Source organism: Allobosea sp. P1_B10 (assembly GCF_056406735.1).
Window position 1 is genome coordinate 23,304 of the sequence record NZ_JBFTZP010000007.1, and the last position, 11,091, is coordinate 34,394.

The 11,091-nt window shown below is 66.6% G+C and carries 11 protein-coding genes; 4 read left to right on the forward strand and 7 right to left on the reverse strand.

All coding sequences use genetic code 11. From position 1 onward, the window contains the following. Window positions 1–3 precede the first annotated feature (3 nt). The gene (locus AC1D2L_RS15655) at window positions 4–1,443 is read right to left on the reverse strand and encodes an MATE family efflux transporter (RefSeq protein ID WP_476846814.1); all 1,440 of its coding nucleotides are present in this window, start codon (window positions 1,441–1,443) and stop codon (window positions 4–6) included. A 271-nt stretch (window positions 1,444–1,714) separates the two neighbouring features. Between AC1D2L_RS15655 and ispH the strand changes: the two genes are divergently transcribed. The 3 genes from ispH to rnhA are packed head-to-tail and all read left to right on the forward strand — an operon-like array spanning window position 1,715 to window position 4,130. Further along, a complete protein-coding gene (ispH, locus tag AC1D2L_RS15660; RefSeq protein ID WP_476846815.1) occupies window positions 1,715–2,686 on the forward strand; it encodes a 4-hydroxy-3-methylbut-2-enyl diphosphate reductase in 972 nt (323 codons plus the stop codon). A 23-nt stretch (window positions 2,687–2,709) separates the two neighbouring features. Next, entirely contained in the window at window positions 2,710–3,675 is a 966-nt protein-coding gene (locus AC1D2L_RS15665; RefSeq protein WP_476846816.1) for a homoserine kinase, read from the forward strand. Then, entirely contained in the window at window positions 3,672–4,130 is a 459-nt protein-coding gene (gene rnhA, locus AC1D2L_RS15670; protein ID WP_476846817.1) for a ribonuclease HI, read from the forward strand. Before AC1D2L_RS15665 ends, rnhA begins: the two co-directional genes overlap by 4 nt. 6 nt (window positions 4,131–4,136) lie before the next feature. Here the strand turns inward: rnhA and AC1D2L_RS15675 are convergent, their stop codons facing one another. From AC1D2L_RS15675 to AC1D2L_RS15685, 3 genes are all read right to left on the reverse strand, one after another. Then, complete coding sequence (locus tag AC1D2L_RS15675; RefSeq protein ID WP_476846818.1) at window positions 4,137–4,586, reverse strand: N-acetyltransferase family protein; 450 nt, start codon at window positions 4,584–4,586, stop codon at window positions 4,137–4,139. Between the two features lie 265 nt (window positions 4,587–4,851). Then, on the reverse strand, window positions 4,852–5,337 hold the full coding sequence (locus AC1D2L_RS15680) for a redoxin family protein (RefSeq protein WP_476846819.1): 486 nt from the start codon (window positions 5,335–5,337) through the stop codon (window positions 4,852–4,854). A gap of 48 nt (window positions 5,338–5,385) precedes the next feature. After that, window positions 5,386–6,237: a protein-disulfide reductase DsbD domain-containing protein gene (locus AC1D2L_RS15685; RefSeq protein WP_476846820.1), complete on the reverse strand. Its 852-nt coding sequence runs from the start codon at window positions 6,235–6,237 to the stop codon at window positions 5,386–5,388. A gap of 176 nt (window positions 6,238–6,413) precedes the next feature. Between AC1D2L_RS15685 and AC1D2L_RS15690 the strand changes: the two genes are divergently transcribed. Next, a complete protein-coding gene (locus tag AC1D2L_RS15690) occupies window positions 6,414–7,025 on the forward strand; it encodes a YqgE/AlgH family protein (RefSeq protein WP_476846821.1) in 612 nt (203 codons plus the stop codon). 10 nt (window positions 7,026–7,035) lie between these two features. Here the strand turns inward: AC1D2L_RS15690 and AC1D2L_RS15695 are convergent, their stop codons facing one another. From AC1D2L_RS15695 to AC1D2L_RS15705, 3 genes are all read right to left on the reverse strand, one after another. Continuing rightward, window positions 7,036–7,419 (reverse strand): nuclear transport factor 2 family protein, encoded by a 384-nt coding sequence (locus AC1D2L_RS15695; protein ID WP_476846822.1) that lies wholly within the window; start codon window positions 7,417–7,419, stop codon window positions 7,036–7,038. 26 nt (window positions 7,420–7,445) lie between these two features. Continuing rightward, a complete protein-coding gene (locus AC1D2L_RS15700) occupies window positions 7,446–10,280 on the reverse strand; it encodes an EAL domain-containing protein (protein ID WP_476846998.1) in 2,835 nt (944 codons plus the stop codon). A 208-nt stretch (window positions 10,281–10,488) separates the two neighbouring features. Further along, on the reverse strand, window positions 10,489–11,085 hold the full coding sequence (locus AC1D2L_RS15705; RefSeq protein WP_476846823.1) for a GNAT family N-acetyltransferase: 597 nt from the start codon (window positions 11,083–11,085) through the stop codon (window positions 10,489–10,491). Between the last annotated feature and the right edge of the window lie 6 nt (window positions 11,086–11,091).

Here is an 11,091-nt window from a genome sequence, read left to right on the forward strand (position 1 = left end):
GGCTCAGCCTCCGGCTGGTTCGCGGTCTGCGGCCGCCTGAGCGGGAACGATAGCAGTGTCGGGATGCGAGGCAAGCGCGTCGCGCGCGGCAGCCCGTGCCGCCTTGCGCTCCAGTTTGTCGATGCCGCGATAGGCGAAGATCAACGCGATGACGCCAAAGGCCACCGCGCCCAGCGCCGAGCCCACCATGGCGCCTTTGGGTCCCGCGTAGTGGGCGCCGAGGAAGGCCAGCGGCATCGTGCCGAGCGTGGCCCTTCCCCAGCTGAACACGGTCGAGAAGATCGGCATGCCGAGATTGTTGAAGGCGGCGTTGGCCACGAACAGCAGGCCGACGAAAACCCACATCGGTCCGGCGATCAGGCAGAAGAACTGCACCAGCTCGGCCGTCATGCCGGTAGCCGAGAACGCCGTGACGATCGGGCCGCGCAGCACCAGCAGCAGCGCCCAGGAGAAGAGCACGCTCGCCACCGCGAATATGGCGGCGTCGCTGAGCCCCCGCCGCATCCGGTCGAACCGGCCCGCACCCCAGTTCTGGCCCAGGATCGGGCCGATAGAGCCCGAAAGCGCGAAGAGCACGCCGAACGCCACGGGTACCAGCCGGTCGACGATTGCGATCGCCGCGATCGCTCCATCGCCGAAGCGCGCGATCACGCTGGCAAAGACGGCGTTCGCGATCGGGTTCGATATGTTGGTGAGGATCGCCGGCCCGGCGATGGCAAAGACGCGCCCGGTATCCTGTCGCAGCCCTGCGAGAGAGGGCCGCGCCACCATGTCGTGGATCCCCACGGTGCTGTAGAAGCCGATGCCGATCATCAGGACGCGAGAGACCACCATGGCGAGCGCCGCGCCGTCGGGGCCAAGCTTGAGCCCGAAGATGAAGAGCGGGTCGATGATCGCCGTCGCCAGCCCGCCGCCGAGCGTCACGAACATCGCGCGGCGCGCATCGCCGACTGCGCGAAGAACGCCCGACAGCCCCATGCCGATCGCCATCAACGCGTTCGACGGCAGCACGATCCACAGGAACGAGCTTGCGACCTGATAGGCTTCGCCGCGCGCGCCGAGCGCGTTCAGCAGCCATGGCAGGATCGCCAGGGCGATCAGCGACAGGACCAGGCCGGCCATCCCCATCAGCGCCAGGCATGAGCCGGCAATGCGGCGTGCCGCCATGCGCTCGCCCGCGCCCAGGCTGCGCGCGGTCAGGGCGCCGATCGCGATCATCAGCCCGACATTGATCGAGATCATCAGATACAGGACGATCGTCGCGAACCCGACGCCCGCCGTCGCCTCCGGCCGACCGAGCCAGGACACGTAGAGCAGCGAGAGCAGGTCGACGACAAAGACCGCCATCAGCCCGACTGAGCCGGTCGCAGTCATCACCGCGACATGGCGCATCGTCGAGCCCGTGACGAAGACGGCCTGCGGCCGGGCGGGCGCGGCGCTCATCGATGTGGTCCGGTCAGCCCGGCTGCGGCAGGCGATCTAAACGTGGGCGAGACGAAATCTGTCATGATGGTCCCGTTCTGGAGAAGATGCTTCTACTGCGAGCTACTGCGGCCGCAAGGTCGTTCTCGGGATGGCGGTCCTGCATGGCCGGGCCTTCCAAGGGCCGAGCCGAGCGGCGATATGCCCCCCTGTGGCCCGGTGCGAGCTTCCTTGACATCGCCCGCCCCACGCCGAAAGAAGGCGGGGCATTTCCCCAGGAGCGTATTCCCGCGTGACCAAGCCGCCGCTCGACATCCTGCTCTGTGCGCCGCGTGGCTTCTGCGCGGGCGTCGTGCGCGCCATCGATGCCGTCGAGAAGGCGCTCGCCCTGCATGGCGCGCCGGTCTATGTCCGGCACGAGATCGTACACAACAAATACGTCGTCGAATCGCTGAAACGGAAGGGCGCCGTCTTCGTCTCGGAGCTGTCGCAGGTTCCCGATGCGACCCGTCCGGTGATCTTCTCGGCCCATGGCGTCGCCAAGTCCGTGCCGGCCGAGGCCGACCAGCGCGGCCTGTTCGCCATCGACGCCACCTGTCCGCTGGTCACCAAGGTGCATCGCGAGGCCGAGGTGCATCACAAGCGCGGCCGCCACATCCTGCTGGTGGGCCATGCCGGCCATCCCGAAGTGATCGGCACCATGGGCCAGCTGCCTCTCGGCGCGATCACGCTGATCGAAACGCTGGACGACGTCGCCTCGCTGACGCCGCCGACCGACCAGCCGCTCGCCTACGTCACCCAGACGACGCTCTCCGTCGACGACACCCGCGAGATCGTGCTGGCGCTGCAGGCGCGCTTCCCGGACCTGATCGCGCCGCACAAGGAAGACATCTGCTACGCCACGACCAACCGCCAGGAGGCGGTCAAGCGCGTCGCGCCTTTGGTCGAGGGGCTGATTGTGGTCGGCTCGCCCAATTCGTCGAACTCGCAGCGCCTGCGCGAGGTCGCCGAGCGTGCCGGTTGCCCGGTGGCGCGGCTGGTCCTGCGCACCGACGAGATCGACTGGTCGGTCTTCGGCTCCATCCGCAGCCTCGGAATCACCGCCGGCGCGAGCGCGCCGGAGGTTCTGGTCGAGGAAATCATCGACGCCTTCGCTGCCCGCTACGACGTTCGCGTCGAGACGGTCTCGACGGCCGACGAGAACGTATTCTTCCCGCTTCCGCGCGAATTGCGGGCTGAAGCCTCGCCCAACGCGGCCGAGTAAGCGCGAGCAAGAGAGAGCGAGCCTTGGCCGTTTATACCGAAGTACCCGACGACGAGATGGCCGCCTTCGTGGCGCGTTACGGCATTGGCGACCTGCTGGCCGTGAAGGGCATTGCCGAGGGCGTCTCCAACTCGAACTTTCTGCTGCACACCTCGCAGGGCTTCTACATCCTGACCCTCTATGAGGAGCGCACCGAGACGCGCGATCTGCCCTTCTTCATCGGGCTGATGGAGCATCTGGCGAAGCAGGGCCTCAACTGCCCGCAGCCTGTGAAGACCCTTGCCGGAGAAGCTGTTGGGCATCTCGCCGGCCGGCCGGCCGCGATCGTGACCTTCCTGGACGGCATTTCCGTGCGGCGGCCCAACGCCATGCATTGCGCCGAAGTCGGCCGGGGCCTGGCCTTGCTGCATCAGGCCGGCGCCGATTTTGCCATGGAGCGGGTCAACTCTCTGTCGGTTCCGTCCTGGCGGCCCTTCGCCGAGCAGGCCGGCGCTGCCGCCGATACGGTGTCGCCCGGGCTTCAGCAGCGGGTCATGGCCGAGGTCGAGGTGCATGAGCGCAGCTGGCCGCGCGATCTGCCGCGCGGCGTGATCCATGCGGACCTCTTCCCCAACAACGTCTTCTTCATCAAGAACAAGCTCTCGGGCCTGATCGACTTCTATTTCGCCTGCACGGATGCCTTTGCCTTCGACATCGCGACCTGCCTGAACGCCTGGTGCTTCGAGGCCGACTCCTCCTTCAACCTGACCAAGGGCCAGGCGCTGCTGGCGGGTTATGAGAGCGTGCGTCGGCTCGAGCCTGCCGAGGTCGAGGCGTTGCCGCAGCTATGTCGCGGCGCGGCCCTGCGCTTCCTGCTGACGCGCCTCGTCGACTGGCTGAACGTGCCGCCCGGCGCGCTGGTCAAGCCGCACGACCCGCTCGAATACGACCGCAAGCTTGTGTTTCACCAGCGCGCCACAGATGCGCGCGACTACGGATTGCGGCGATGAACGAGACTGTGAACGAGGCCGTCGAGGTCTGGACCGACGGCGCCTGCTCCGGAAATCCCGGTCCCGGAGGCTGGGGTGCGATCCTGTCCTTCAAGGGCAAGGAACGCGAGCTCTCCGGCGGGGAGGAGATGACCACCAACAACCGCATGGAGCTGATGGGGGCGATCTCGGCGCTTGAGACGCTGACGCGGCCCTGCACCGTCGCGCTCCACACCGACAGCCAGTACCTGCGCCAGGGCATCACCAGCTGGATTCATGGCTGGAAGCGCAATGGCTGGAAGACCGCGGACAAGAAGCCCGTCAAGAACGAGGAGCTCTGGAAGCGCCTCGATGCCGCGCTCGGCCGCCACAAGATCGAGTGGAAATGGGTCAAGGGCCACGCCGGCGACGTCATGAACGAGCGTGCCGACGTGCTTGCCCGCGCCGGCATGGCGCCGTTCAAGCGCGGGCGCTGACGCCGCTCAGCCCAGCGCCTGCCGGTAGACGATGAAGCCCGACTTGTCGGCGACCTTGTCGTAGAGCGCCTGGCCCTGCAGGTTCGTCTCATGCGTCTGCCAGTAGACGCGGAAGGCGCCCTTGTCCTGCGCCATCTGCCGCACGGCCTCGATCAGCTTGCGCCCGACGCCGCTGCCGCGCGCCGCCTCGACGGTGAAGAGGTCCTGCAGGTAGCAGATGTCTTTCGGGCTCCAGGTGGTGCGGTGCAGAACCCAGTTGACGATGCCCAGCGCCTCGCCGTCGCGCTCGGCGATGAAGCCTCCCATCGGCTCGGCCCCGCCGGTCAGGCGCGCGAAGGTGACATCGGTCGTCTCGGCCGGAAGGCTCGCCTTGTAGAAGGTCAGATAGCCCTGCCAGAGCGGCTCCCAGGCCGCACGGTCGGAGGCCTTGAGCGGGCGGATCGTAATCTCTGACATGGACGGGTTGCCTTCTGCGACGATAGGTCAAGCTAGCCGGGCGCCAGTCTGCTGTCTCATCACAAGCGGGCATCGCATCGATTAGAGTCGCTGAATGCAGGCAGCCGCTCCGGAATGGATTCCGGATCTTCGCTTTGCTACGTCCGGGATGACCGCGCGCCATCTGGCCATGTCCGATCCCTGGGGCCAGGGCGTCCAGATCCAGGCCCAGCCGTCAAAAAGCCCGCGCAGCGGGGCTGCGCGGGCTCGTCACTTGCGAAAGATCTCAGAGCTGGCCGAGCAGGGCGTCCGCGCCGGAGACGTCGGCCTTGCCGGGAGCGTCCTCGACGTTCAGGGCGATCACGGTGCCGTCCTCGACGACCATCGAATAGCGCTGCGAGCGCGTGCCCATCCCGAAGCCCGAGCCGTCCATCGAGAGCCCGATCTCCTTGGCGAAGTCGGCATTGCCGTCGGCGAGGAACTCGATCACGCCGGCGCCACCGGTAGCCTTGGACCACGCGTCCAGGACGAAGACGTCGTTGGCGCTCGTGACCATGATGGCGTCGATGCCCTTGGCCTTGATCTCGCTGGCCTTGCTCAGGAAGCCCGGCAGGTGGTTCTTGTGGCAGGTCGGCGTGAAGGCGCCGGGAACAGCGAAGAGCACGACCTTCTTGCCGCTGAACAGCTCGTCCGTGGTCTTGGCCGCCGGGCCTTCCGAGGTCATGACCCGGAACGTAGCCTGCGGAAGCTTGTCACCCACCTTGATCGTCATCGCGCCTGTTCTCCGTAAAACTCGCGGCTGCGCGCCGCGTGTCAGGACTTAGGGCTTGGCGGCGGGGATGTCGAGTTCGAGCCGGGTCTCAGACGGGCCAGGGAGACCGCGCAGCGTGACGATGAACGGCGTCGGCCCCGCGGCTCCCTTGGGCCGGTCGCGGACCTTGATCCGTGCCAGCGTCGTGCCGTCCGGCTGCAGCGTCATCATCGGCTTGCCGAAGGACCACATGCCCGGCCCCTCGACGAAGACGTCCTCGACCTTGCCGTCGCTTGGCACGCGGATCGCGAAGCTGAGTTCCGGGCGCGGACCGGCATCGTCGACCTGCGCCTCGGCGAGCGACAATTGCTGCTTCTGCTGGCCAAGCTTGGCCGGGACCGGCACTCGCGCCTCGAACTGTTCGAGCCGCGCCGAGGTCACGCTGGTGACGCCCGGCTCGAGCCAGAGGCGCGACTCGGCACTGACGGGTGTGCAGATCTTTTCACAGATCGCATAATCGAGCTTGAGCGTGAGCATGACCGGTTGTGCGGGATCCAGCGGCTGGACCGAGATCGGGATCACGACCTCGCCGACATAACCGATCGAGAATCCGGCATTGTCGACAAAGCGCTCGGGCACGGGCCAACGCACGTCCAGGCCCGCGACATTGGTCGATCCGGTCCAGTCGAACACCGGGGGAATGCCGAAATCGCCGGGATTGCGCCAATAGGTCTTGTACCCCGGCGCCAGCACGATCTCGACGCCGACGCGCTGCTTGCCCGACGGGGCGGTGGGGCCGGCGATCAGGCGCAACGAGGATTTCCCCGCTTGCGACCAAGCCGACATGGCGCCCTCCTGCGCGAAGGCGGGAGAACTGAACGCCATGACGGCGAGGCCGATGAGTGTACCAGCGATCTTCACAGAGTTCACATATGGGCTTGCGACGGAAATAGCGAACGAACCTCGTATCAGATCACCAAGACGTGCGCGGAAAGGCCGCCCAATGATGGTGGGCGATGAATGGGGCGCAATCGCGATGCTCGATTCCGACGCCCAAACCTGTTTCCAGCAAAGCGCGAGTGATCTAGCATGGCCTCATGAAGATCGGCTCCAATCAACGCGTGAGCGGCCGCAGCTACCTCGACGGGCAGTGCCTGATCGCAATGCCTGGCATGAGCGATACACGCTTCAGCCGCAGCGTCGTCTATGTCTGCGCGCATTCGGAAGATGGCGCGATGGGCATCATCGTCAATAAGCCGGCTGGCGACACCAAGTTCCCCGATCTCCTGGTCCAGCTTGACGTCATTCCCTCCGAGGAACTGATCCGCCTGCCCAGCCAGGCCGAGAGGATGCAGGTTCTGCGCGGCGGCCCGGTCGAGACCAAGCGCGGCTTCGTGCTGCATACCGCCGACTTCTTCCTGGAATCGGCGACCCTGCCGATCGACGACGGCATCTGCCTGACTGCGACGCTCGACATCCTGCGCGCCATCGCCATCGGCAGCGGCCCCGAGAGCGCGATCCTGGCCCTGGGCTATGCCGGTTGGGGCGCGGGGCAGCTCGAATCCGAGATCCAGTCGAATGGCTGGCTGCATTGCGCCGCCGATGCCCAACTGCTCTTCGATGATGGCATCGACACGAAATACAGCCGTGCGCTCGGCAAGATCGGCATCGATCCGGCCTTCCTGTCGCGCGAAGCCGGGCACGCCTGAGCGCTAGCCGCTATCCCACTCGGGGCGGGGTCTGCCAGGCGGACGCCGTGTCGTAGAAGAAGCGCTCCTCGACGATGCGATCGCCGACCCAGCGCTGCAGTGCGAGCTCTTCCAGCCGCCGCACCGATCCGTCATGGCCGACGGCGTCGAAAACCCAGTTAACCACGACATTGTCGCCGTCGACCAGGACGACGCGAGGCGGATGCGTATCCATGCGCGCGAGCCGCGCCAGCGCCTGCCGTTCATGCTCCATCAGGATGTCGCGGCCGTGGCGCGGTGCCTTGCCGGGCTCCTGCATGGAGGCGTCCTCATGGTAGAACTCGGCGATGGCGCCGACATGGTCGCCGCTGACGACGGCGGCGATGAAGGCCTCGACACGCTCGCGGCTGGGCATTGTCCCGACCTCCGTGGTGAGGGGCCTCAGGCCGCCTCGCTCGAACTCGCAGCCGCTGCGCCGACGAGCCGACGGGCTTCGGCCGCGCTCATAGGCTGGCCGAAAATGTAGCCCTGCGCGTATTGGCAGCCGAGTTGGTAAAGCTCGATCGCATCGGATTCGCTCTCGGCGCCTTCGGCCACGACATCCATGCGCAGGTCGGCGGCGAGCTGGACGATCGAGCGCAGGATAACCGGCGGCTTGCCGTTGCCCATCTGGCGCACGAAGCTCTGGTCGACCTTGATCGTGTCGAAGGGGAAGCGCTGCAAGTATGACAGCGAGGAATAGCCCGTGCCGAAATCGTCGAGCGAGAGTCCGGCACCGAGATCGCGGATGCGGTTCAGCATCTGCGCGGCATATTCCGGGTTCTCCATCACCAGGCTCTCGGTGATTTCGAGCTTGAGCGTGCCGGGCAGGACGCGCCGGCGGCCGAGCACGGTCTTCACGTCGTGCAGCAGGTCGTGGCGCAGGAGCTGTCGGCTCGAGACATTGACGCTGGCGAAGATCGGCGGATCGACTTCGAGCGCCGCCTGCCAGGCCTCGAGCTCGCGCGCGGTGCGATCCATGACGTACACGCCGAGATCGACGATCAGTCCGGTTTCCTCGGCAATATCCAGGAAATCCTGGGGCATCAACCGGCCTTCGCGCGGATGATCCCAGCGCACCAGCGCCTCGAAACCAGCGATGGTGCGGTCTTCCAGCCGCACGATCGGCTGGTACATCACCTGGATCTCGCCACGCTCGATGGCGCGGCGCAGGTCGCTTTCGAGCGCCAGCCGGTCGTTGCGGTCGGTCCGCATCGCCGGCACGAAAACCTCGATCTTGTTGCCGCCCTGGCGCTTGGCATGGGCCATGGCGAGTTCGGCGTTCTTCAGCGCGTCGTCCTTGCGGGCGGCGGGCGCGGGGTCGAACAGCGCGAGGCCGATCGACGGCGTCAGGAAGATCTCGCGCTCCGCGAAGGTAACCGGGGTCGAGACGGCGCGGCGGACCAGTTCTGCCAGCGCCAGGATGCGCTCGGGGTCGCGCTCGGACACCAGGATCATGGCGAAGGTGTCGCCGCCGATGCGGGCGAGCGTGTCCTGTGCGCGCAACAGGCGACCAAGGCGGCGCGCCAGCGTCAGCAGGATCGAATCGCCGGCCGAGAAACCGACGGATTCGTTGACCTGCTTGAAGCGGTCGATGTCGATCACGAGCACTGTCGGGCGGATGTTGTCATCGGCTCGGGTGAAGCCGAACACCGCGCCCAGCCGGTCCTGGAACAGCTTGCGATTGGGCAGGCCGGTCAGATTGTCGTGGACGGCATCGTGCAGCAGGCGCTCTTGCGCCGTGCGCTGCTCGGTGACGTCCGAGAGCGTGCCGATGACGCGGACGACCTCGCCATCGGAGCCGATGACCGGGCGCGATTTCAGGTTGCACCAGTGGTACGCGCCGCTCGCCGAACGCAGGCGAAAATCAAGGTTCAGCTTGCCGCGGCGCTGCTCCAGCACGGCATCGAGCGTTACTCGGTAACGGTCGCGATCGGCGACATGCATGAATTCGAGCCAGCGCGAGGCCGAGCCTTCGAGCGCGCCACGCGGCAGGCCCAGGATCGTTTCCATCTGCGGGGACACGAAGATCTTGTCTGCGGTGACGTCCCAGTCGAAGACGAGATCGCCCGAGCCCGAAAGGGCGAGCGCGCGGCGCTCGGTCTCGGAGACGAGCCCCTGCGAAACGGCGCCGCCGGCGAAGGCATGCTGGATCACCGTGAAGCCGATCAGGAGCACGATCAGCACGAGGCCGCCGAGCAGGGCAGGGGCGACGAGATCACGCTGGAACTGGCCGGTGACGGTGAAGCCGGCTGCCGTCACCCACACTGCAAGCAGGAACCAGGTCGGGATCAGCATCACGGCACGCTCGTAGCCATGCGTCGCCAGATGCAGGATCAGCACGAAGCCCACCGCCGCCACGGCGGCAATCGAGATGCGCGCGATGCCGGATGCCATCGGCGCATCGAAGACCGCAAGTCCGACCAGGCCCGCAAGACCCAGGATCCAGACGGCTGTGACGTGGCTGTAGCGCACATGCCAGCGTCCGAGATTGAGGTAGGCGAAGAGGAAGACGAGCAGCGTTGCCGCCAGCACGACCTCGGCGCCGGCGCGGTAGATGCGCTCTATCGCCGGCGTCAGCGGGAAAATGCGCTGGAAGAAGCCGAAATCGAGGCCGGCATAGGCGAGAACCGCCCAGGCCAGCGCCGCGGCTGCCGGAAAGATCACCGCGCCCTTGACGACGAAGATGATCGTCAGGAACAGCGCCAGCAGGCCGGCGATGCCGATAATGATGCCCTTGTAGAGCGTCAGCCCGTTGGTTTTCTGGCGATAGGCCTCCTGCTCGAACAGATACAGCTGCGGCAGGTTGGGCGATTTCAGCTCGGCGACGAAGGTCACGGTGGTGCCGGGGTCGAGCGTGATCAGGAAGACATCGGCGTCGGGGCTGATCTCTCGGTCGGGGCTCAGGCCCTGGCTCGCCGTCACGGCCTCGATGCGCCGGTCACCGAGATCGGGCCAGATCACGCCCGAGCCGATGAGCCTGTGGAAAGGCGCGACCAACAGGCGGTCGATCTGCTCGTCTGAATCATTGGTGAGCGCGAACACGATCCAGTCCGGCCGCGCGCCCGATTCGCGCGCCCGCACGGCAATGCGCCGGACGATGCCGTCGGGGCCCGGAGCGGTCGAAATCTGGATGACATCGCCATCGGATTTGTTGCGCTCGACGACAGTGGTCAGGTCGATCACGGGAGCGTCGACCGGTACCCGGACGGCCTCGACAGCAAGGGCTGGCGCCATCGAGCCGGCAAGCCAGAGCGCAAGGCCGGCAACGGCCAGGCCAATCCGGAACAGTCTATCGGGGATGGACAAACGCGGCTCGGTTCTAATGCGGGAAACGATCAAGGGTGATCAGGCGATCAGTCGTACCGACGCCTCATGGCAAGGGCAAGGCATAGGCCGGTTTGTCGTCGAATTGTGGACGGGATGGAGGAGGGGCGGCGCCGGCTCAGCCGCCGTCGGGGAGGCGATCGCTGGAGAGGGCGGCATAGAGAAGATGGTCGCACCAGGCGCCGTTAATCCTGAGATAGGCGCGCGCCATGCCTTCGCGTTGGAACCCGACGCGTTCCAACAGCCGGCGCGACGGCTCGTTATTGGTAAGGCACGCAGCCTCGACCCTGTGCAGGGCGAGGTCGGAGAACGCAAAGCGCAGGGCGCCGCGCACGGCCTCGGTCATGTGACCCTGGCCGGAATGGCGCTGGCCCATCCAGTAGCCGAGCGTACAGGCCTGGGCGACGCCCCGGCGCACGAGCCCCAGCGTGAGCCCGCCAATCAGGGTGTCGGTGCGGGTGTCGAAAATGAACAGTGCATAGGCTTCGTCGCTGGCGATCTCGCGGGCGGCTCGCTTTACCCTGAGACGGAACGAGGCGCGGGTCAGGTCGTCCTCGTTCCAGACTGGTTCCCAGGGCGTGAGGAACTCGCGGCTCTCGATCCTCAGGACCGCCCAGGCGGGATAGTCGCTCGCGACGGGAGGACGCAGATGCAGGTTCTGCGTCCGGATCAGCGGGCGTGTCGGCGGCTCGCTCGAGAAGCGGAACAGCGCCATCGTCGT

Coding starts and splice junctions, on each gene's coding strand:
- AC1D2L_RS15655 (WP_476846814.1), bottom strand. CDS start 1,443: ATGAGCGCCGCGCCCGCCCGGCCGCAGGCCGTCTTCGTCACGGGCTCG.
- rnhA (WP_476846817.1), top strand. CDS start 3,672: ATGAACGAGACTGTGAACGAGGCCGTCGAGGTCTGGACCGACGGCGCC.
- AC1D2L_RS15675 (WP_476846818.1), bottom strand. CDS start 4,586: ATGTCAGAGATTACGATCCGCCCGCTCAAGGCCTCCGACCGTGCGGCC.
- AC1D2L_RS15680 (WP_476846819.1), bottom strand. CDS start 5,337: ATGACGATCAAGGTGGGTGACAAGCTTCCGCAGGCTACGTTCCGGGTC.
- AC1D2L_RS15690 (WP_476846821.1), top strand. CDS start 6,414: ATGAAGATCGGCTCCAATCAACGCGTGAGCGGCCGCAGCTACCTCGAC.
- AC1D2L_RS15695 (WP_476846822.1), bottom strand. CDS start 7,419: ATGCCCAGCCGCGAGCGTGTCGAGGCCTTCATCGCCGCCGTCGTCAGC.
- AC1D2L_RS15700 (WP_476846998.1), bottom strand. CDS start 10,280: ATGGCGCCAGCCCTTGCTGTCGAGGCCGTCCGGGTACCGGTCGACGCT.
- AC1D2L_RS15705 (WP_476846823.1), bottom strand. CDS start 11,085: ATGGCGCTGTTCCGCTTCTCGAGCGAGCCGCCGACACGCCCGCTGATC.